This is a genomic window from Lentzea sokolovensis (assembly GCF_033949975.1).
Classification (GTDB): domain Bacteria; phylum Actinomycetota; class Actinomycetes; order Mycobacteriales; family Pseudonocardiaceae; genus Lentzea; species Lentzea sokolovensis.
On record NZ_JAXAVU010000001.1, the window covers coordinates 1,046,188 to 1,068,013 of the forward strand.

Sequence of the window (21,826 nt, forward strand, 5' to 3'; positions counted from 1 at the left end):
GGGAGAATCGGAAACGTCCGGGCCGCGAGCAGCGATGCACTCGTCGGACGGAGCTCAGGCGATCTCCGGCCACACCAGCGTGGCAGACCCCCAGGTGAACCCGCCGCCGAACGCGGTGAGCAGCACCTTCTCCCCGGCGTGGATCTCGTCGCGGGCCACGGCGTCGGCCAGCGCGAGCGGGATCGAGGCCGCACCGGTGTTGCCCACGCGACTGATGTTGCCGAGCACCTTGTCGTCCGAAATGGACAGTCGCTGCCCCACCAGGGAGAGGATCCTGGCGTTGGCCTGATGGGCGACGACGCGGTCGATCTCCGCTGTGGTCCAGCCCACGTTCTTCAGTGCGGCAAGGGAAGATTCAGTCATCCGGGTGACAGCGTGCTGGAAGACCTCACGCCCGCTCATCCGGAAGTGGCAGTCCGTGGGCCCGTACCGCCCCGGCTCCGCACGTCCGCGCGCACCCCCACCGGGCACGGTGATGAGGTCGTGGCCCGCACCGTCGCTGCCGAGGTCGAACCCCAGCACCTCGCCCGCCTCACCGGGCTCACCCGCGCGCAGCACCACCGCACCGGCCCCGTCACCGAACACCACACCGGCGCCTCGGTCGTCCGGCGAGATCAACGTCGAGTAGACGTCCGCCGCGACCAGCAGGACCCGCCGCGCGATGCCGGCCGCGATCATCCCGCTCGCCGTGGCCAGCCCGTACACGAAGCCCGTGCAGACCGCGGACACGTCGAAGGCCGCCACGCCGCCCAGCCCCAGCCGGGTGGCCAGTACAGGTGCCATCCCCGGCATCGGGTGGTCCGGCGTCGACGTGGCCACCAGCACCGCGTCCACGTCACCGGCCGGGCTCTTCGCCAGCACCGCCTGCGCCGCGGCCAGCGCGAGGTCCCCCGTCGAGGTGCCCTCGTCGACCCAGTGCCGGGTGCCGATCCCCGTCCGCCGGCGAACCCAGACATCGTTCGTGTCCCAGTGCGCCGGAAGGTCCTCATTGGACACCACCCGTGGCGGCACGATTCCGGCCACGGCCTCCAGCACCGGTACCGGGCGATGCGTGTGCTCACTCACCGTGCGTCCTCTTTCTCACAGCCTCAAAGGGGGAATGAGATTGAACGTACAGGGCGGGAGCGCGACGCCCTTTCCCATCTACGAGACGGAGTTGTTCCGTTGAAAGGACTTCAGCCACCTGGACCGGTCCAGGTGGACCGAGGGGGCGGGGGTGGTCCCGCCCCCTGAACGGCCTCAGACGTGGGCGGCCGCGACGTCGACGATCCAGGTGACGCCGAACCGGTCGGCCAGCATCCCGAAGCCGGGCGACCACTGCGCGGGGCCGAACTTCTCGATCACCGTCGCGCCCTCCGCGAGCCGTTCCCAGACCGGCGCGACCTCGTCGACGCTCTCGCCGCGCACGGACAGGAAGAAGGGTTCCTCGGTGACCGTCGTGCCGTTCACGCGGCGGGTGGTGGGCTCGCCGGGAGCGACCGGTTCACCGGATCCGGGCACGTCGTAGGCCATGACGCGGAAGCCGTTCTCGCCGACGACCTCGCCGAACACGACGTTCTTGGCGCCGGGCACCTCGGCGGGCATGCCGAAGTCGGCGTACGTCATGACGGTGATCTGCCCGCCGAACACCGAGCGGTAGAACTCCAGCGCCTCCCTGGCCTGGCCGCAGAAGTTCAGGTGGGTAACTGCGTTGAGTGACATGGGAGGGACTCTGTCAGCAGTAGCGGACAGGGAACGTCCGCTACTTGTGCGAGGCTGGACGCATGCCGATCGCCGCGTCGACGACCACGTCCGGTCGCCTGCTGTCGTTGCTGTCCATGCTGCAGGTCCGCCGCGACTGGCCGGGCGGCCTGCTGGCGGAGCGCCTGGGTGTGAGCGAACGCACGGTGCGCCGCGACGTCGACCGGCTGCGTGAGCTCGGTTACCTCGTCCACGCGGTGAAGGGCCCTGACGGCGGGTACCGGCTCGAAGCGGGCAGTCAGGTGCCCCCGCTGCTGTTCGACGAGGACCAGGCCGTCGCGCTCGCCGTGGCGCTGCGGATCGCCGTCGGCACCGGCGCGGGCATCGAGGAGGCCGCCGCACGGGCGTTGGCCACCGTCCGCCAGGTCATGCCGTCCCGCCTGCGTCAGCGCATCGACGCGCTGGAGATCGAACCGGCCGGCCGCGGCCCTCAGGTGGACACCGACCTGCTGCTCGCCCTGAGCACCGCCGTCCGGGCCTGCGAGGAACTCCGGTTCGACTACGCCGCCCCTGGCCGCCCGGACACGCCGGGGCCGCCGCGCCGCGTCCAGCCGCACCACCTGGTGGTCCGGGCGGGCCGCTGGTACCTGGTCGGGTGGAGTCCGGAACGCGAGGACTGGCGGACCTACCGCGCCGACCGCATGACGGTCCGCACCCCCAACGGCCCGCGCTTCCAGCCGCGCGAGGTGCCGGGAGGTGACGTCGCCGCGTTCCTGTCCGCCCGGTTCAAGGGCTCCGACACCGACGCCTGGCCCTGCCGCGGCGAGGTGATCCTCGACCTGCCGCTCGCCGACGTGGCGCCGTTCACCGGCGGCGACACGGCAGAGGAGGCCGGCACCCGGACCAGGCTCGTGACCGGCGCGTGGTCGTGGGCCGCGCTCGCCGCGAAACTGGCCCGCTTCGACGCCGACGTCGAGGTGATCGGCCCGCCCGCCCTTCGTGACGCGTTCGCCGACCTGTCCCGCCGCGCCGCCAGGGCCGCGCTCAGCTCTTGACGTCCACGGTGACCTCCGTCAGCGGCGTGCTGGTGCAGGTGAGCACCTGCCCGGCGGCTTTCTGTTGCGCGGTGAGGCAGTTGGGTTCCTGCTGCGAGACCTTGCCGCCCAGCAGCTTCACCACGCACTCGCCACAACTGCCGACGGTGCAGGAGTACGGCATCGGCAGACCGGCCGCGAGCCCCGCGTCCAGCAGGGTCTGCCCGGGCTCGACCACCGCCGCGCCAACGGGTTGCCCACCGTCCTCGACGCGCATCCGTTGCGGTGCATCGGAAACGACGGCCGCGGTCGGCCCGCTGGCATAACGCTCGACGAGGACATGGTCGCCGGGGACGCCCAGTTCGGTCAGCGCCTGCCGGACGGTGTCCATCAACGGTTCCGGGCCGCAGACGTAGAACCTGGGGCCGGGCAACGCGAGGGCGGTGATCCACTTTTGCACACCGGCGACGTCCAGGCGTCCTTCCCGGGACGTCAGCACGTGCGTCACCGAGAAACGGCCGGGGTGCTGCTCGCCCAGCCTGGCCAGCTCGGCGTCGAAGATGGTCTCCTCGACACCACGATTGCTGTACAGGAGCGCGATTCGGTCCGCGCCGGGTGCGCTGAGGAGCGTGCGGATCATGCTCATCATCGGTGTGACACCGCTGCCCGCCGCGATGAGCACCACACCGGCATCGGAATCCTCCGGCAGGTGGAACGCGCCGGACGGGCCCCGCACGAACAGCCGGTCACCGATCGCGAGACCGTGGACGTAGGTCGAGAACCGTCCACTTTCGACCTGCTTGACCGTGATCTCCAACCGCGACGAACCAGGTGCCGAAGACGCCGAGTAGGGCCTGCGCACCCGGCGGCCGTCGACGTCGGCCACCAGCGTGAAGAACTGACCGGGCTTGAAGTCGAACGGCTTCCCGTCCTCCAGCACCACCGTGACCGCGCTCGGCGTCTCGCGGCGTACCTCGACGACACGTACCTCTCGCAACGGGTCCTGCGCGACGGCTCGGGGCCGGAGGCTCGCGATCTCGTAGCCCTCCTTGCGCAGGCCGGAGCGGTAGGCCAGGTTCATCACCGCCCGTAACCACTTCTCCGGGATCAGTCGCGTGATCCCGAGCAGCCTGCTGCCCGTGTTGGCGGCCAGGTGACGGCTGGCCAGCGCCATCAGGTCCGGCACGTCGCGGTCGACGTCCGCGGTCCACATCCGAGCTCGCGCGACGGCGTCGCTCACGACCAGTTCGGCGGCCTCGACGTCGACGAGCAGCGCGGCGTGCGGCGGCGTTCCGTGCAACGCCAACGGTTCCAGGTGTGCGGGATCGACGGTGATCCTCCCCCTGCCGCGGACCTGCAGCACACCGGTCCGTCCCGGGACCAGCGCGGCGAACGAGAGCCGGTCGTCCTGCAGCAGGTTGTGCAACGAGTCGGCACGCTTGTTGCCCTTGCGGTCCGCCATCAAAAGCGTGCGGCCGTCCACAATCCGCACGACCGTTCCCTGGTCACCGCGCGGACTGGTGTCGCTCCCGCCCGATGAGTCCCATGTGGACAGAACCAGGAACGGTGCCGCCACGAGGAAGTCCGCGACACCGGCCTGCGCGAGCGGACCGTCGCTGACCTCAGGAGCTGGCTCCGCCGGTGCGGGTGGTTGCCACAGCCCGGAACGCAGGACGGCCTGTGCGCAGTGCACGTACACCTCCTCGACGTCGAAGATCACCTCGTCGCCAGGACGTGCGACCCCGTTGACCCGCAACGTCTCCCCCACGCCGGGCAGCAGGAAGACCAGCGACCCCGGCCCGTCGGCGACGGATCCGTTCACCGGAAAGGAGATCCGTGTCGGCGAGTGCACCCGCGCGAACCCGGGCCTGCCGCCGACGAACGTCGTGGCCGCGCCCTCCGCGTCCCGGTACCCGAAACCCGCGATCGGACTGCTGGAGAGCACCTCCACGCATCCCTCGTCGAGAGCTTTGAGCTGCTTCAACATGATCATCGACGCGGGCCGTCCGACCACCGCCTCGACCTCGTCCACTGTCGTGAGCAGACGACTGTCTTCCAGCTTGTTTTCCCAGCTCATACCATTATTATGAGCTTTTGCTCATGTCTTGAATACTCGCTTTTGCCGCCCATCGAGGAGACCGTCATGCCGTCGGCCAACCGCGACATCGACCCACGTCGGAAGCCTCGCCAGGTCCGGGCGGAACTCACCAGGGACCGCATCCTGACCGCGGCTGCTCACGTTTTCGCCGAGCACGGCTACGCGGCGGGCACCACCAACCGCATCGCCGAACGGGCCCGCGTCTCGATCGGTTCGCTCTACCAGTACTTCCCGAACAAGGACGCGATCCTGGCCGAACTGCTGGTGCGCCACGTGGACCGCGGCACGTGGACGGGAACCGAAGAGCTCGACCTGGCACCGGGAACGCTGGAACCGGTCGTGCGGGCCCTGGTCCGCGACGCGATCGACAACCACCGCGACGACCCCCAGCTGCTCCGGATCATGGTCGAGGAAGGCCAGTTCTCGCAGGAGCTGCGCGACACGATCACCCGGCACGGCGCCCAGCGCGTCGCCCAGGTCCGCGACCTGTTCGCCCGCCATCCCGACGTCCGGGTGCACGACCTGGACACCGCGGTCGACCTCATCGTGTTCACCGTGGAGCTCAACACCCACCGGTTCGCCGCGTCCCCCCAGACGACCCCGGTCGAGACGTTCGAGAACGAACTCGTGCACATGGTCACCCGCTACCTGCGCGGCGACTAGAAGGCCAGGCGTGGACCTGGTCGATCGCGGTCAGCGGCGGAACGGCCTGCGCGGATCACGGGTCGACGGGTCGTCGAAGGGCGTGAACCACGCGGGCGCGGTGTAGTCGCCCATCCGCAGGTACCGGTTCTGCTCGTCGTCCGGGTCCTCGATGCCGTCCCTGCTGGGATCGAACAGCTCGAGAATGTCGTTGTCCTGGAAGAGGACTTCCCTCAGCAGGTCCCAGTCGTGATCGTCGGTGTGCTTCGGAAGTGCGCTGAGGTCGTTCTCCAGAACCGATCGGCCGTCGTCGACCGCGTCACTCGCGTAGCTCAGCATGAGGTGCAGCGCCATCTCCTCCGCCGCACAGCACGGTTGCGGCACCCGCCCCGCCGCCAGATCCTCGGCGAGATCGTCGAACGACCGCGCCGCCTGACGACGCCAGATCGCGTTCTGCCGCCACGTGATCCGCGGAAACTCGGCGAACAGCGACCACTGCGCGGTCGTCGTCACCGGATCGTCGCCGTGCTCGATCACGTCGTCGTACGCGTGATCGGCGAGCCGCACCGCCATGCTCCACAACACGGCCGCCGTACGCGACGTCACCTGAATCCCGGCACACCGCCCGCACGACGGCAGCCCGCACGCACACACCTCGAACAACACCGCGAAGTCAGGCGACAACGGTCGCGAGTGACCGCTCGCCTCGACCGAGTACTCCGCACCACCGACCTCGACGCCGTCGACGTCCACGACGGCGTCCAGGTCGAGGAGAAGCGACAGCGCGGCGGCCGAGTCCCCCGCGACGACATCGCGTTCAGCGGCACGCAGTTGTTCCTGCGCTTCCTCCGAGTCGTCGTCCAGCGCGAACACCATTCCGCCGATGTGCGCCAGCGCCGCCCGCTCCAGCGCCGCCGGGTCGGCCACGTCCACCTCGAACTCCGCGGTGACCTTCAGCCTGCACCCGGCGACAGCGTCGTCATCGACCATGCGACGCAGCTTAGATCCGGCGGCTTCATCGAGCCCGCGTCAGGCGGGAACCACCAGCCGTTCGGTCATGATCCGCAGCAACACGTCCTGGTGGCGGGTCAGGAAGAAGTGCCCACCGGGCAGCGGAACCAGTTCGAACCCGCCGGTGGTGTGCTCGGCCCACGCCGCCACGTCCGGCAGCGGAGCCACCGGGTCCTCGGTGCCGGTGAACGCCACCACCGGCGTCGACAGCAGCGCGCCAGGCGTGTGCCGGTACGTCTCCACGGCGCGGTAGTCGTTGCGCAGCACGGGAAGGATCATGCGCACCACCTCCTCGTCGCCGAGGAGGTCCGCTTCCGTTCCGCTCAGGCGGCGGATCTCGGCGATCACGCCCTCGTCGGAACGGGTGTGCACGCGGTCGTCGCGGTAGCGGTCGGGGGCGCGGCGGCCCGAGACGAACAGGGCCGCCGGTCCGGTGCCCCGCGCTTCCAGCCGCCGCGTCACCTCGTAGGCGACCATCGCGCCCATGCTGTGGCCGAACAGCGCGAGTGGCAGGTCGGAGTCCTGCAGCAGCGCAGTGATCCGGTCGGCGAGGGCGCCGATCGTCGGGATCATCGGCTCCTGGCGGCGGTCCTGCCGGCCCGGGTACTGCACGGCCAGCACCTCCACGTCCGGGGCCAGCGCTCTGGACACCGGGAAGAAGAACGACGCCGAGCCTCCCGCGTGCGGCAGGCAGACCAGGCGGGCCTTGGGTGTCGCCGTGGGGTGGAAGCGGCGGAACCAGGCGTCGCGGTCCTCCATCACCACGTCACCGGGAGCTCGGCCACGCGGTACACGCCCAGGCCGCCGGGCGGGACGTCCTCCGCGGGCACGGCCAGACGCAGGCCCGGCAGGCGGGCGAACAGCGTCGAGAAGACGACCTCCAGCGCGGCCGTGGCGAAGTTCATCGCTACGCACTGGTGCGGGCCGTGGCCGAACGTGAGGTGCGTCTTGTCGTCGCGGCGCAGGTCGAGCTCGTCCGGCTCGGGGAACGCCTCGGGGTCGCGGTTGACCGCCGGCGTCGCCAGGATGACGCCCTCGCCCGCGCGGATCGTCTGGCCGCCGACCTCGATGTCCTCGGTCGCGATCCGGGAGATGATGTCGCCCGCGGAGATGTAGCGCAGCAGCTCCTCCACCGCACGCGGCGCGGCGCCGGCCGGGTCCTCACGCAGAACGTCGGCCTGTGCCGGGTTGTTCAGCACCGCGAACGCGCCGAGCGAGATCATCGTCATCGTCGACTCGTTGCCCGACACCGTCACGAGCATCGCGGAGTTGAGCAGCTGCTGGAAGCCGATCTCGCCCGGCCGCTCGTCGAAGCTCGTCACCATGTGCGTGGCGAGGTCCTCGCCCGGCTCGGAACGCTTGCTCTCGAACAGCTTGATGTAGAAGTCGCTGAGGGTGTAGATCGCCGGGATCATCATGTCCGGCCGCGTCGCCAGGTACTGGACGTGCTCGGTGTAGACCCCGCGGTCCTCCTCCGGCACCCCGAACAGCTCCGCCATCATCAGCGACGGGAACGGCACGGCGAACTGCGACACGAGGTCCGCGGTGTCGCCGCCGGCCAGCATGTCGTCGATCAACCTGTCGACGATCCGCTGGATCTTCGGCCGCATCGTCTTGGCCTGCCGCAGGGTGAAGCTCGGGATCACCAGGCGGCGCTGGGCGTTGTGCTCGGGGTCGTCGAGCTGGGCGAACGTCAGCGCGTCGCCCTCGGGGACCGGCTGCGGCATCCCCGTGCCGGGCATGATCTTGGCGTTGTTCGGGAAGTCCGGGTGCGAGCGGGCCGCCGACAGGCGCGGGTCGGCCAGCAGCGCGCGGGCCTCCGCGTAGCCGGTGACGACCCAGGCCGTCTTCTCGTCGACCAGCTTCACCTTCGACAGCGGCGCTGTCCGGTGCAGCTCCGCGTATCCGGCCGGCGGCTGGTACGGGCACTTGCCGCGCGGAAGCGGGAACGCGGGCAGCTCGGTCGTGGTGTCGAGGGTCTCGGTCATGCCGGATCTCTCCGATCGGTTGTGGTGGTGCTGACGACCAGCGGGACCCGCTTCGGTGCGAACAGCAGATGGGATTCCCGGTACTCGACGGCCTCGTCGATCGTCCACACGGGAATTCGGTCGAACAGCGCGTTCAACGCGCCGGTCACTTCCACCCGCGCGAGCATCGCGCCGAGGCAGAAGTGGATGCCGTGGCCGAACGTCAGGTGGCGGTTCGGGCCGCGGCGGATGTCGAACGCGTCCGGGTCGGCGAACACGGTGTCGTCGTAGTTCGCCGAGAGCATCCACGGCACGACGACCGCGCCCGCCGGGATCGGGTGCCCGGCGATCTCGGTGTCGACCGTGGTGTAGCGCTGCAACCGCGTCGAGGGCGGACGGCAGCGCAGCACCTCCTCGACGGCGCCGGGCAGCAGCGACCGGTCCTCCCGCAACGCTGCCTGCGCCTCGGGATGCTCGGCCAGCAGCACGAGGGCGTGGCCGAGCACCGCGGCGGTGGTGAGGTGACCCGCCTGCAGGATCTGCACGGCCAGGCTGGCGACCTCGGGATCGGTCAGGCGCTGGCCGTCGAGCTCCGCGCGCACCAGGTCGCCGATCAGGCCCGGCGCCGGTTCGGCCCGGCGCCGCGCGCACAGCTGCAGCAGGTAGCCCATCAGTTCGAGGAACGGGCCGCCCAGCGCGTTGTCCGCGGCCGCGCGCACGGCCGCCTCGTCGGTCAGGTTCGGCGGCTCGATCTCCATGATCTGCTCGACCAGCGTCCGGAACGCGCCCGCGTCGGCGGCCGGGATCCCGAACAGCTCCGCGATCATGACGGCGGGCAGTTCGACGGTGAAGTGCTCGGCGGCGTCGAACCCGCCTGCCGGCGCCCGGTCCAGCAGCTCGCCGGCGATTTCGGCGACCCGTGGAGCGAGGTCGCGCATCTTGCGGGGCGTGAACGCCTGCGCCGCGAGCCGCCGCAGCTTGCCGTGCTGCGGCGGGTCGGTGACGAGCATCATCCCCTCGGTCATGTTCGGCACGTCCGCCGGCAGCACGCGGGCCGGGTTGCTGGAGAACGTCGCGGGATCCTTGGTGACCCGCTCGACGTCGGCGAACGAGAAGACGTGGTGGTTGCCGAACCCGTCGACGTGCACCTCGCCCTGCTCCCGCATCCGCCGCAGCCACGCGAGCTGGTCCGCGAGACCGAACCGAGCCGAAGGGATGTCCTCAGTGGACAGAGAGCTGGTCACGCCCGCTTCACCCGGACGCGGACGGACTTCGGCGTGAACAGTTCACTCTCGTAGAACTCGACCGGTTCGTCGGTGACAACCTCGATCGAGCTGAACCGGCGCAGCAGGGCCGCCAGGCCGAGCCTCGCCTCGGTCTTGGCCAGCGCCGCGCCGAAGCAGTAGTGGATGCCGTGGCCGAAGGTGAGGTTGCGGGAGGCGCCGCGGTCGATGTCGAACGTGTCCGGGTCGGTGAACTCGGCCTCGTCGTGGTTGGCCGAGAGCAGCGACAGGAAGACCATGCTCTTCGCCGGGATCTGCACACCACCGAGTTCGGTGTCGGTGGTGGTGAAGCGCTGCAGGCGCGGCACGGGCGGGGTGAACCGCAGGACCTCGTCGACCGCGGCCGGGATCAGCGAGGGGTCGGCGCGCAGCCTGGCCTCGATCACGGGGTTCTCCGCGAGCTTCAGCACGGAGTTGGCCAGCACCGAGGCCGAGGTGATGTGCCCTGCCTGCAACAGCTGGATGGCGAGGTTGACGGCCTCGTGGTCGGCGAGCCGCTCACCGTCCACTTCGGCCTGGAGCAGGTCGCTGATGAACCCGTCGCGCGGGTTCGCGCGCAGCTCGGCGCAGAGTCCCGCCATGTACTGCTGCATCTGGACGAGCGGGCCGAACAGCGCCGCCTGCAACGCCGCGTCCATCTCGGCCGCGTCGTTCGGGTTCGGCACGGTGACCTGGAGCAGCTGCTCGGTCCAGCCGAGGAACTGGGGCAGGTCGGCCCTCGGGATGCCGAGCAGTTCCGACACCACGACCAGCGGCAGGTACTGCGAGAACGACGTGACGAAGTCGAACTCGTCCTCCGTTGCCGCGTCGAGAAGCTCCTCGGCGATCGCGTCGATGCGCTCGTTGAGGTCCTTGACGCGCTTCGGGGTGAACGCCGCGCTCGCGATCCGGCGGACCTTGGTGTGCGCGGGCGGGTCCATCACCGCGAGCATCCCCGCGGACAGCTCCGCGGCGGCCTGCGGCATCACGTGCGACGGGTCGCTGGAGAACGTTCCGGGGTCGCCCAGCGCCTTCTGGACCTCGGCGTGGGTGAAGACGTGGTGCATGCCGAACGGGTCGCGCAGCACCGGGTTGGCGGCGCGCATGCGGCCCAGCCACGGCAACGTGTCCGACAGTCCGAACCGGACGGACGGGGGCAGCAGCGCCGGGTCGAACGCCGGCATGACGAACTCGGTCATCTCAGTCCTTTTCCTTGTCATCAAAGCTGTTCGATCCATGAGCGCACGGCGTCGGCGCCGGCCGCGGCGTGACTTTCCATCATCGACCAGTGGTTGCCGGGAACGTCCACGCCGACGTGCGGCGCGGTCCAGGACGGCCGCCAGGCGTCACCGGCGTCCCCTTCGCCGCTGACCGACTGCAGGGATTCGGTGGCACGCACGAACAACGTCGGCACCGCCGTGTCCTGCGGCTCCCAGTCCGCGAACACCCGGAAGTAACACCCCATGCCGGTCAGCCGCAGGTCGTCGATCCCGCCGACGGCCTCTTCACGGTCCTGCGCACTGGTCACGAACGTGCTCTTGAACCGGTCGATCTGCCCGCTCTGCGGCAGGTAGGTGTCCATCAGGACGATGCCCTCGGGCGGTGAGCCGAGCTGCTCCAGGTGGGTGGCCACCGCGTGCGCGAGCCAGCCGCCGGACGAGTGGCCCAGCAGCACGAACGGGGTGCCGCCCGCGCGGTTCCAGACCAGTTCCGCCTGCAGTTCGACGGTCGCCTCCACCGACGCCGGCAGCAGCTCTCCGGGGCGGAACCCCGGCGCGGGCACCATGGTCACCTCGCGTTCGCCGCGGAACCCGGCGGCGAACCGCGCGTACTGCTGGGCCCCGGTGATCGCGACCGGTGCGGCGAAGCAGAGCAGATCCGGCGTCAGGTCGCCCCGAGCGAGCCGGACCGGTTCCGGGAACTGCTTGACCTCCGTGATGCTGTCGAACGACGGGCGCAGCCGCGACGCCGCCTTGATGAACTCGACGGCTTCGGCGATCTTCCCCTCGTCGCACGCCTTGCGGTACAGCAGCTGGATCGAGCCGGTCTCCGTCAGCTCTCCGGTCGAGTCCTCAGTGGACACTTCAGCGACGACCTGGGGAACGAGTTCGCCGCCGAGGAACTCGACCAGCGCGTCCGCCGTGGGGTGGTCGAACACCAGTGTCGCGGGCAGGCGCAGCCCGGTGAGCCCGATCAGCCGGTTGCGCAGCTCGACGGCGGTGAGCGAGTCGAAGCCCAGTTCGGGGAAGCCGACGCCGGCCGGAATCGCTTCCGGTCCGGCGAAGCCGAGCACTCCCGCCACCTGGGTCAGCACGACCTCCCGCAGCACGGCCAGGCGTGCGTCCCCGGTCAGCCCGGCCAGCCGCTCCGTCAGCGACGCGACGTCGTCGGCGGTCGCGGCGGCCCGGCGAGCCGCGGGCCTGATGAGCCCGCGCAGCAACGGCGGCACGCCACCGGCACCGAACTGCGTCCGCAGCGCGGCGACGTCGAGGTGCATCGGCACCAGGACCGGGTCTTCCGACGAGCGGCCGGCGTCGAACAGGCGCAGGCCTTCTTCCGACGACAACGGCCGCAGCCCTGCCCGGTTCACCTTGTCCCGCCCGGACGAACCGAGCTTGCGGGTGAGATCGCTGGCCTCGTCCCACAGGCCCCAGGCCAGCGACGTGGCAGGCAGCCCCGCCGCCCGCCGGTGGGTCGCCAGCGCGTCCAGGTAGGCGTTGGCGGCGGCATATCCGGCCTGTCCGGCGTTGCCCAGCACTCCGGCCGCCGACGAGAACAGGATGAAGTCCGTCAGCTCGGCGTCGCGGGTCAGCTCGTGCAGGTGCCATGCCGCGTCCGCCTTGGGCCGCACCACGGTGGCGAGACGCTCCGGGGTGAGGCCGTCGAGCATGCCGTCGTCGAGAACACCGGCCGCGTGCACGACGGTGCGCAACGGGAACTCCGCCGGGATCGCGGCGAGAACCGCTGCCAGTGCGTCACGGTCGGACGCGTCGCATTCCGCGACCGTGACGCGCGCGCCTACCGCTTCGAGGTCCTTGACGAGGTCGTCGACCCCGTCTGCCGCGCGGCCTCGGCGGCTGGTCAGCACGACGTGCCCGGCTCCCCCGCGAGCCACGTGCCGGGCCACCAGCCCGCCCAGCAGTCCGGTGCCTCCGGTGATGAGCACCGAGCCGGCCGGGTCGAACCCGGCCGGTTCGGTGTCCGAACCGGCGGAACGGGCGAGGCGCGGCACATGGATTTGCCCGTTCCGCACGGCGGTCTGCGGCTCGTCGCTCGCGGCGAGCCTCGTCAGCAGTTCATCGGGTGTCGCGGGATCCGCGTCGATCAGCGCGAACCGGCCGGGGTGCTCGGTCTGCGCGGACCGCACGAGCCCCCACACCGCGGCCGCGGCCAGGTCGGAGACGTCCTCGCCGGGCAGGACCGCGACCGCGCCACGGGTGACGACCGCGAGCCGTTTCGTGGCGGAGTCCTCGTCGGACAGGAAGTCCTGCAGCGAAGCGAGCACTCCTGCGGTGGTCTCGTGCACATCGCCCGACGCCACCACGACGAGAACAGGGCCTGCGGGCCCGTTTTCAGCGGGCACGGCCGCAGGGGTCCACTGCACGCGGAAGAGCGGATCGCGTCGGGTGTTCAACGCCTCGGCGGAGACGGGACGGGTTACCAGCGAGCCGATCGTCAGCACGGGTTCGCCCGCGCTGTCGGCGACGTCGAGGCGGAGACCGTCCGTCCCGGCCGGGGTGATCCGGACGCGGATCGCCGCGGCACCAACGGCGTGCAGGCTTACACCGGTCCACGCGAACGGCATCCGCGCATCGCCCGTGTCGGCACCCGCGACCATGCCCGCGTGCAGTGCCGCGTCGAGCAACGCGGGGTGCACGCCGAACCGGCCCGCGTCGGCCGCGTCGACGGCGACGTCCGCGAAGATCTCCTCGTCGCGCCGCCACACCGCGCGCAGGCCCTGGAAAGCCGGACCGTAGCCGAACCCCCGTTCGGCGAGCAGCGCGTAGGCGCCGTCCAGTTCGACCTCGGTCGCACCGGCGGGCGGCCACTCGGTCAGTGGCGTTCCTGCCGGTTCGCCGGTGCCGAGCAGGCCGGAAGCGTTGCGGGTCCACGGTTCTTCCGAACCGGCCGGGCGCGAGTGGATCGTCACCTCGCGGCCTGCGCCCACCACGACCTGCACCTGGACTCCGCCGAGTGCGGGGAGCGTGATCGGCGCTTCCAGCGTCAGTTCTTCCAGCACCGGGCTGCCGGCGTGCGCACCGGCTTGGAGGGCGAGCTCGACCAGTGCGGTGCCGGGCACCAGCGCGGTGCCGAGCAGTGCGTGGTCCGCCAGCCACGGGTGAGTGCGCAGCGACAGCACGCCCGTGCACAAGAGGCCGCCGGACTCCGGCAGCGCCACGACCGCGCCGAGCAGCGGGTGACCGGCGGACTCCAGTCCGGCCGAGCCGACATCTCCCGCTCCTGCGGGCGATTCGAGCCAGTAACGCTCGCGCTGGAAGGCATAGGTCGGCAGGTCCACCCGCTGGGCGTCGGTGAACGCCTCGGTCCAGCCGATCCGCACGCCCTGGACGTAGGCCTCGGCCAGCGAGGTCAGCAGCCGGGCGGGCCCGCCGTCGTCGCGGCGCAGCGTGCCGACCGCGATGACGGACCGCTCGGCCGTCTCCTCGATCGCCATGGTGAGCACCGGGTGCGGGCTGCACTCGACGAACACACCGTGGCCACTGGCCAGCAGGGTCGTCGTGGCCGCCGCGAACTCGACGGTGTCCCGCAGGTTCCTGGCCCAGTAGGCCGCGTCGAGCCCGGTGGTGTCGAGGAAGTCCCCGGTGACAGCCGAGCAGAACGGGATCTCCGCCGCACGTGGCGTGATCGGGGCGAGGACTTCGAGAAGCCGGTCGTGGATGCGGTCGACGTGCGCGGAGTGCGAGGCGTAGTCGACCGGGATCAGCTTGGCCCGCACGCCGTCGGCCACGCAGGCGTCGACGAACTCGCCCAACGGCCCCGCGTCGCCCGAGATCACCACCGAGGACGGGCTGTTGACGGCGGCGAGCGAAAGCCCGTCCCACCGCTCCAGCCGTTCTCCCACGGCTTCGGCGGACAACGACACCGAAGCCATCCCCCCGACGCCGCTCAGCGCCAGGATCTCCTTGCTGCGCAACGCGACCACCCGCGCGCCGTCGTCGAGCGACAACGCACCCGCGACGACGGCGGCGGCGATCTCACCCTGGCTGTGCCCGACGACCGCGGCGGGTTCCACGCCGTGAGCGCGCCAGACCGCGGCTAGCGACACCAGCACGGCGAACAGCACCGGCTGGACCACGTCGACGCGGTCGAGCTCGCGGTTCTCCCGCAGCACCTCTACAGCAGAGAAGTCCACATAGGACGAGAGCGCGGCGGCGCACTCAGCCATCCGGCCGGCGAACACCGGCGAGGACTCCAGGAGTTCCGCGGCCATGCCTCGCCACTGCGAGCCCTGGCCGGGGAAGACGAACACGGTCTTGCCGGGACGGGTCGCGGTGCCGCGCACCAGAGAAGCGTGCGGCGCGTCCCTGGCCAGTGCCTGCAGCCCTGCGGCGAGGTCCTCGCCGATCACCACGGCCCGGTGGTCGAACGTGGCTCGGGTGGTGGCCAGGGACCAGCCGACGTCGGCCGGGTTCGCGACCACGGAGGTCAGCGCCTCGGCCTGGCCGCGCAGGGCGGCTACGGAACGGGCCGAGATCACCCAGGGGATGACAGCGGCCGGACGTTGCGGGGCGATGCTCGGCGCGTCCGGGCTCGCTTCCAGGATCGCGTGTGCGTTGGTGCCGCTGACACCGAACGACGAGACCGCCGCACGGCGCGGCCGCCCGGTCTCCGGCCACGGCCTGGCCGCCGTGAGCAGCTCGACCTGGCCCGCCTCCCAGTCGACGTGCGGAGAAGGCTCGTCGACGTGCAGGGTCGCCGGCAGCACGCCGTGCCGCATGGCCTGCACCATCTTGATCACGCCCGCGACCCCGGCCGCCGCCTGGGTGTGCCCGATGTTGGACTTGACGCTGCCGAGCCACAACGGCTCGTCCGCACGCTCCTGTCCGTAGGTGGCCAGCAGGGCCTGGGCCTCGATCGGGTCGCCGAGCGCGGTGCCGGTGCCGTGCGCCTCCACCGCGTCCACATCGGACGGTGAGAGGCGGGCGGCGGCCAGCGCGGCGCGGATCACCCGTTGCTGTGCGGGACCGTTGGGCGCGGTGAGCCCGTTCGACGCGCCGTCCTGGTTCACCGCGGTACCGCGCACCACGGCGAGCACTCGGTGACCGTGGCGGCGCGCGTCGGAAAGCCGTTCCACCAGCAGCATTCCCGCACCCTCGGCCCAGCCGGTGCCGTCCGCCGACGCGGCGAAGGACTTGCACCGCCCGTTGCCGGACAGTCCGCCCTGGCGGCTGAACTCGAGGAACGCGGTCGGCGTGAACATCACCGTCACGCCGCCGACGAGCGCCATCGAGCACTCCCCCGACCGCAGCGACTGCGCGGCGAGGTGCAGGGCGACCAGCGACGACGAGCACGCCGTGTCGATCGTGACCGCGGGCCCTTCCAAGCCGAAGGTGTAAGCGACCCGTCCAGAGGCCACGCTGCCCGCGCTGCCGTTGCCGAGGTAGCCCGCGAGGTCGTCCGGCACGGAGGTGAGCCGCGAGACGTAGTCGTGGTACATCAGGCCGGCGAAGACGCCGGTCTTGCTGCCACGCAGGGTCACTGGGTCGATGCCGGCGTGTTCGAACGACTCCCACGCGGTCTCCAGCAGCAGGCGGTGCTGCGGGTCGATGGCCATGGCCTCGCGCGGGGAGATGCCGAAGAACTCGGGGTCGAAGCGGTCGGCGTCGTAGAGGAACCCGCCCTCCGGCACGAAGTCGCCGGTGTCGGGCACGTCCCAGCCGCGATCGGACGGGAACCCCGAGATGCCGTCGCGGCCTTCGGTGAGCAGCTCCCAGAACGCGTCCGGCGAGCTCACGCCGCCGGGATAGCGGCAGCTCATGCCGATGATCGCCAACGGCTCGTCGACCGGCCCTGCCGTCGTGGCCAGCGCGACCGGTGCCTGAGCACCGCCGAGTTCGGTGACGAGGTGCTCGAGCAGAGCGGCGGGGCTCGGGTAGTCGAAGATCAGCGTCGCGGGCAGCCGGAGCCCGGTCGCCCCGCCGAGGCGGTTGCGCAGCTCGACGGCGGTCAGCGAGTCGAAGCCGAGGTCCTTGAACGCGCCGTCGAGGTCCACCGCGGCCGCCGAACCGTGCCCGAGCACGGCGGCGACGTGCGTGCTGACCACGTCGGCGAGCACCTCACGACGTTCCGCTTCCGCCAAGCCCGCCAGCCGCTGCGCGAGAGCCGCGTCGACGGCTTCGCCCGCGCGGCGCATCGGCGTGCGGACCAGGCCGCGCAGCAACCAGGGCAGCATCCCTGCGGACGCCTGCCGGCCGAGCGCGGCCAGGTCGAGGCGGCTCAGCACGGACACCGGAGCGGCCCCGGCGAGGGCGGCGTCGAACAGCGCCAGACCGTCTGCTGTGGACAGTGGGACCATGCCGCCGCGGCTCATCCGGCGCAGGTCGGCGTCGGCCAGTTCCGCGGCCATGCCGGTGGCCCACGCACCCCAGGCCATCGCGGTACCCGGCAGGCCGGCGGCCCGGCGACGGGTCACCAGCGCGTCGAGGAAGGCGTTCGCGGCGGCATAGTTGCCCTGCCCGGCGCCGCCGAGCACACCCGCGGCGGAGGAGAACAGGACGAACGCGGCCAACGGGCGGTCGAGGGTCAGCTCGTGCAACGCCCAGGCGGCGTCCACCTTCGGCCGGAACACGGCCTCGAACCGTTGCGGCGTCAGGGACTCCACGACACCGTCATCGAGCACACCGGCGGCGTGCACAACGGCGGTCAGGTCCGGAATGCCGTCGAGAACAGCGGACAGCGCATCCCGGTCGGCCACATCGCACGCCACCACAGAGGCACCGGTACCGAGTTCCTCCAGCAGTTCCGCGGCGCCTGGAGTGTCCAGCCCGCGGCGACCGGTCAGCACCAACCGGCGAACACCCCGCCCGGCCAGATGGCGGGCGACCAGCGCGCCGATGCTGCCCAGCCCGCCGGTGATCAGCACCGTGCCGTCGAGGGCCGGAGCGTCCACATCGGACTCGGTTGCGCGGGCCAGCCTCAGCATCCGCAGTTCGCCGTCGCGCCAGGCCAGCTGGGGTTCTCCGGTGGCCGCCGCTGCCGCGAGGACGTCATCGGTGAGGTCGTCGGTGTCCAGAAGCACGAACCGGCCGGGGTTCTCCGACTGCGCGGCCCGCACAAGACCCCATGCGGCAGCCGCGGCGAGGTCGGGAACGTTGTCGCCGTCATGTACCGCCACCGCGCCCCGTGTCACGAACACGAGCCGGGCGTCGGCGGGGTGGTCGCCGGACAGCCAGTTCTGCAACGCCTCCAACGTGATCGCGCTCGTCTCGCGGACCTGGGCGGGCACTTCTCCCGCCACGGACGGAAGACGCACGACCTCGACGGGTCCGGCAAAGTCACCTGCTGGGGCGGGCTGCCACTCCAGGGCGAACAGGGCGTCGCGCAGGCTCCGCCCGGCGTTCAGGCCGTCGGCGGACACCGGCCGGGAGACCAGCGAGCCGATCGTGGCGACCGGCTTCCCCGCCGGGTCGGCGAGGGTCAGCGACACGGCACCGGTTCCCGCCGGGACCAGCCGGACCCGTACCGCGGCGGCACCGGCCGCGAACAGCGAGACGTCGGTCCACGTGAACGGCAGCCGTCCCTGCGGCGCCTCGTCCGGCGTCGCCAGCCCTGCCGCGTGCAGGGTCGCGTCGAGCAGTGCGGGGTGCAGGCCGAAGCGCTCCGCGGCGGCGGCGTGGTCCTCGTCGAGCGCGACCTCGGCGAACACCTCCTCGCCCCGGCGCCAGGCGGCACGCAGACCGCGGAAAGCAGGGCCGTAGTGGAAACCCGCTGCCTCGACGGCGTCGTAGATCCCGTCGACGGGCACCGGTTCGGCACCCGCGGGAGGCCAGGTGGTCAGGTCCGGTCCGGGCGAGGCCATCCCCGTGGCCAGGAACCCGGCGGCGTGCCGGATCCACGGCTCGTCGAACGCGGCGCCGTCCGGCCGTGAGTGCAGGACAACGCTCCGGCGACCGCTCGCATCGGGCGCACCGACCGCGAGCTGCACCTGGACGGCGTCGTCGCCCAGTACCAGCGGGGCTTCGAGAGTCAGTTCCTCGACGCGCTCGCAACCGGCCTGCTCCCCTGCCCTCAGGGCGAGTTCGAGCATCGCGGTGCCGGGCAGCAGCACCGTGCCGAGCACGGCGTGGTCGGAGAGCCACGGGTGTGCGCGCCGGGACAGCACACCGGTGAACAGGAAGCCGTCACCGGCCGCGAGGGACACCGCGGCACCGAGCAACGGGTGCCCGGTCGACCCCAGGCCGACCGAGGCCGCGTCGCCGTCGGTCTCCTTGGCGTCCAGCCAGAAACGCTCGCGCTGGAACGCATAGGTCGGGAGCGGGATCCGTTGGGCGTCGCCGAACAGCGCGGCCCAGTCCACCTCCCGGCCGCGGGCGTGCAGCCGGCCGGCCGCGGCGGCGAACGTCAGGGCTTCCGGTCGCTCCGGCCGCAACGTCGCGACCGCGCAGACCTCCGCGGGCACGCAGTCGACGGCCAGCGCCGCCAGCCGGCCACCGGGACCGACCTCGACGAACGTCGTCACGCCCGACTCGTGCAGGGTGGCGACGCCATCCGCGAACCGGACCGTGGCCAGCACGTGGGTGATCCAGTACTGGGGATCGGAGAACTCGTCGGTGACCTGCCGGCCGGTCACCGTGGACACGACCGGGATCGTCGGCGTGCCGAAGGAAAGGCCGGAGACAACGGCCAGGAACTCCGCCGTCATCGGAGCCATCAGCGGCGAGTGGAACGCGTGGCTGGTGGTGAGCTCCCGCGTCTTGCGGCCCTTGTCCGCCCAGGCCGCGGCGACCGCCGTGACCGCTTCGGCGGGACCGGACAGCACCACTGAACCGGGTCCGTTGACGGCGGCGATCGCGACGTCGTCGGGCAGGGTCGGGCTGATCTCGCCCTCGGCCGCCTCGACAGCGATCATCACGCCACCCGCGGGCAGCGCCTGCATCAGCCTCGCCCTGGCGGTGACCAGCGTGGCCGCGTCCGCCAGCGACAGCACGCCGGAGACGTGCGCGGCGGCGATCTCGCCGATCGAGTGCCCCAGCAGGAAGTCCGGCCGCACCCCCCACGCTTCGAGCAGCCGGAACAGCGCGACCTCGACCGCGAACAGCGCGGGCTGTGTGAACTCGGTGTCGTCGAGCCGGTCACCGTCGAACACCGCCGTCCGCACACCGGGGTCGAGCTCGGCCAGTGCGGCGTCGAACGCGGCGGCGAACACCGGGTAGGTCTCGTACAGCTCGGTGGCCATGCCCCGGTACTGGGCGCCCTGTCCGGAGAACAGGAACGCGACCTTGCCCGGCGCCACCACGTCGGTGACCGCCGTGCCCGCCGCGAGATCGGCCAGCCCCGCCAGCAGTTCGGCGCGGTCGCGGCCGAGCACGACCGCGCGGTGCGGGTGCCGGGCACGAGTCGTCGTGGTGAAGGCAGCGTCCACAAGGGATGGTTCTTCGGCCAGGTGGTCCAGAAGTGCCTGGGCCTGGGCCGGAATCGCGTCCTGGCTGCGTGCCGAAATGAGCAGCGGCAGCACCGGAGGACTCACGCGGTCAGCCGACGTGTCTTCCTGGGGCAGTTCGAGCACGACGTGGGTGTTGGTGCCGCTCACACCGAACGACGACACACCAGCGCGTCGCGGCCGTCCGGTCTCCGGCCACGGCCGGGCCTCGGTGAGCAGCTCGACGGCGCCCGCGGTCCAGTCGACCCGCGGGTTCGGCTCGTCGGCGTGCAGCGTCTTCGGCAGCACGCCGTGCCGCATGGCCTGCACCATCTTGATCACACCGCCGACGCCCGCCGCGGCCTGGCTGTGCCCGATGTTCGACTTCAACGAACCCAGGTAGAGCGGTTCCGTCCGGTTCTGGCCGTAGGTCGCGAGCACCGCCTGTGCCTCGATCGGGTCGCCCAGCACCGTGCCGGTGCCGTGCGCCTCGACAGCGTCCACATCGGACGGTTCCAGACCGGCGGCGGCGAGCGCCTCGAGGATGACCCGTTGCTGGGCAGGGCCGTTCGGCGCGGTGAGCCCGTTGGACGCACCGTCCTGGTTCACCGCAGTGCCGCGGACCACGGCGAGCACGGGGTGCCCCAGCGCCAGTGCGTCGGAAAGCCGTTCCACCAGCAGCATTCCGGCGCCCTCGCCCCAGCTGGTGCCGTCGGCGGACGCGGCGAAGGACTTGCAGCGGCCGTCCGGGGCGAGCCCGCGCGCCCGGCTGAACTCGATGAACGCGGTCGGGGTGGACATCACCGTCACCCCGCCCGCCAGCGCCATCGAGCACTCACCACGGCGCAGTGCGGCGACCGCCAGGTGCAGTGCCACCAACGAGGACGAGCACGCCGTGTCGATGGTGAGCGCCGGACCCTCGAACCCGAAGGTGTAGGCGACGCGCCCCGACGCGATGCTGCCGGCGCTGCCGTTCCCGATGAACCCCTCGAAACCATCGGGCACCGGCTGCAACCGAGCCGCGTAGTCGTTGTACATCACGCCCGCGAACACACCGGTCCTGGTGCCGCGCAACGACGCCGGCGCGATGCCTGCCGACTCGACGGCCTCCCACGACAGCTCCAGCAGCAGCCGCTGCTGGGGGTCCATCGCGAGCGCGTCCCTCGGCGAGATGCCGAAGAACGCCGGGTCGAAGTCGGCGGCCCCGCGCAGGAAGCCGCTCTCCCGCACGTAGTAGGTGCCCAGGTGGTCGGGGTCCGGGTCGTAGAGCTTGCCGAGGTCCCAGCCGCGGTCGTCCGGGAACTCGGCGATGCCCTCCCCCGCGCGGTCGACGAGGTCCCACAGCCCGCCGGGGGTGTCCGCGCCACCGGGGTAGCGGCAGCTCATCCCGACGATGGCGATCGGTTCCCTGGCCCTGGCCTCGAGCTCGGCCAGCTGAGAGCGCGTCGCGCCGAGCCGTTGCCGCGCCTGCCGCAGGTCTGCCGTGGCCCGCTTCAGGTAGTCGCGGAGGGTGTCTTCGTTCGCCATCTCGG

Annotated in this window: 11 protein-coding genes; 2 read left to right on the forward strand and 9 right to left on the reverse strand. The window is 71.5% G+C overall.

What is annotated here, in order from left to right; all coding sequences use genetic code 11:
* Nucleotides 1–54 precede the first annotated feature (54 nt).
* Both SK854_RS04330 and SK854_RS04335 read right to left on the reverse strand, forming a co-directional pair.
* Nucleotides 55–1,065 (reverse strand): beta-ketoacyl-ACP synthase III, encoded by a 1,011-nt coding sequence (locus SK854_RS04330; protein ID WP_319973626.1) that lies wholly within the window; start codon nt 1,063–1,065, stop codon nt 55–57.
* Between the two features lie 174 nt (nt 1,066–1,239).
* A complete protein-coding gene (locus SK854_RS04335; RefSeq protein WP_319973627.1) occupies nt 1,240–1,701 on the reverse strand; it encodes a VOC family protein in 462 nt (153 codons plus the stop codon).
* 62 nt (nt 1,702–1,763) lie between these two features.
* Here SK854_RS04335 and SK854_RS04340 point away from each other — a divergent pair, with 62 nt between their 5' ends.
* Entirely contained in the window at nt 1,764–2,735 is a 972-nt protein-coding gene (locus SK854_RS04340) for a helix-turn-helix transcriptional regulator (RefSeq protein WP_319973628.1), read from the forward strand.
* Here SK854_RS04340 and SK854_RS04345 read toward each other — a convergent pair.
* Nucleotides 2,725–4,791 (reverse strand): 2Fe-2S iron-sulfur cluster-binding protein, encoded by a 2,067-nt coding sequence (locus SK854_RS04345; RefSeq protein ID WP_319973629.1) that lies wholly within the window; start codon nt 4,789–4,791, stop codon nt 2,725–2,727. The genes SK854_RS04340 and SK854_RS04345 overlap by 11 nt on opposite strands.
* Nucleotides 4,792–4,857: 66 nt before the next feature.
* Between SK854_RS04345 and SK854_RS04350 the strand changes: the two genes are divergently transcribed.
* A complete protein-coding gene (locus SK854_RS04350) occupies nt 4,858–5,475 on the forward strand; it encodes a TetR/AcrR family transcriptional regulator (protein ID WP_319973630.1) in 618 nt (205 codons plus the stop codon).
* 30 nt (nt 5,476–5,505) lie between these two features.
* Here SK854_RS04350 and SK854_RS04355 read toward each other — a convergent pair whose 3' ends face one another.
* The 6 genes from SK854_RS04355 to SK854_RS04380 are packed head-to-tail and all read right to left on the reverse strand — an operon-like array spanning nt 5,506 to nt 21,821.
* Nucleotides 5,506–6,444, reverse strand: a complete 939-nt coding sequence (locus SK854_RS04355; protein WP_319973631.1) for a hypothetical protein — start codon at nt 6,442–6,444, stop codon at nt 5,506–5,508.
* A gap of 39 nt (nt 6,445–6,483) precedes the next feature.
* A complete protein-coding gene (locus tag SK854_RS04360; RefSeq protein WP_319973632.1) occupies nt 6,484–7,224 on the reverse strand; it encodes a thioesterase II family protein in 741 nt (246 codons plus the stop codon).
* Nucleotides 7,224–8,453, reverse strand: coding sequence for a cytochrome P450 (locus SK854_RS04365; RefSeq protein WP_319973633.1), 1,230 nt, complete (start codon nt 8,451–8,453; stop codon nt 7,224–7,226). The genes SK854_RS04360 and SK854_RS04365 overlap by 1 nt, the downstream gene beginning before the upstream one ends.
* Nucleotides 8,450–9,676, reverse strand: coding sequence for a cytochrome P450 (locus SK854_RS04370; protein ID WP_319973634.1), 1,227 nt, complete (start codon nt 9,674–9,676; stop codon nt 8,450–8,452). The genes SK854_RS04365 and SK854_RS04370 overlap by 4 nt, the downstream gene beginning before the upstream one ends.
* Complete coding sequence (locus tag SK854_RS04375) at nt 9,673–10,893, reverse strand: cytochrome P450 (RefSeq protein WP_319973635.1); 1,221 nt, start codon at nt 10,891–10,893, stop codon at nt 9,673–9,675. Before SK854_RS04375 ends, SK854_RS04370 begins: the two co-directional genes overlap by 4 nt.
* A gap of 20 nt (nt 10,894–10,913) precedes the next feature.
* On the reverse strand, nt 10,914–21,821 hold the full coding sequence (locus tag SK854_RS04380) for a type I polyketide synthase (RefSeq protein ID WP_319973636.1): 10,908 nt from the start codon (nt 21,819–21,821) through the stop codon (nt 10,914–10,916).
* Nucleotides 21,822–21,826: the final 5 nt, after the last annotated feature.

Excerpts from the sequence above, each read along its gene's own strand:
- SK854_RS04335 (WP_319973627.1), bottom strand. The coding sequence starts at position 1,701 with ATGTCACTCAACGCAGTTACCCACCTGAACTTCTGCGGCCAGGCCAGG.
- SK854_RS04340 (WP_319973628.1), top strand. The coding sequence starts at position 1,764 with ATGCCGATCGCCGCGTCGACGACCACGTCCGGTCGCCTGCTGTCGTTG.
- SK854_RS04345 (WP_319973629.1), bottom strand. The coding sequence starts at position 4,791 with ATGAGCTGGGAAAACAAGCTGGAAGACAGTCGTCTGCTCACGACAGTG.
- SK854_RS04350 (WP_319973630.1), top strand. The coding sequence starts at position 4,858 with ATGCCGTCGGCCAACCGCGACATCGACCCACGTCGGAAGCCTCGCCAG.
- SK854_RS04355 (WP_319973631.1), bottom strand. The coding sequence starts at position 6,444 with ATGGTCGATGACGACGCTGTCGCCGGGTGCAGGCTGAAGGTCACCGCG.
- SK854_RS04360 (WP_319973632.1), bottom strand. The coding sequence starts at position 7,224 with ATGGAGGACCGCGACGCCTGGTTCCGCCGCTTCCACCCCACGGCGACA.
- SK854_RS04365 (WP_319973633.1), bottom strand. The coding sequence starts at position 8,453 with ATGACCGAGACCCTCGACACCACGACCGAGCTGCCCGCGTTCCCGCTT.
- SK854_RS04375 (WP_319973635.1), bottom strand. The coding sequence starts at position 10,893 with ATGACCGAGTTCGTCATGCCGGCGTTCGACCCGGCGCTGCTGCCCCCG.
- SK854_RS04380 (WP_319973636.1), bottom strand. The coding sequence starts at position 21,821 with ATGGCGAACGAAGACACCCTCCGCGACTACCTGAAGCGGGCCACGGCA.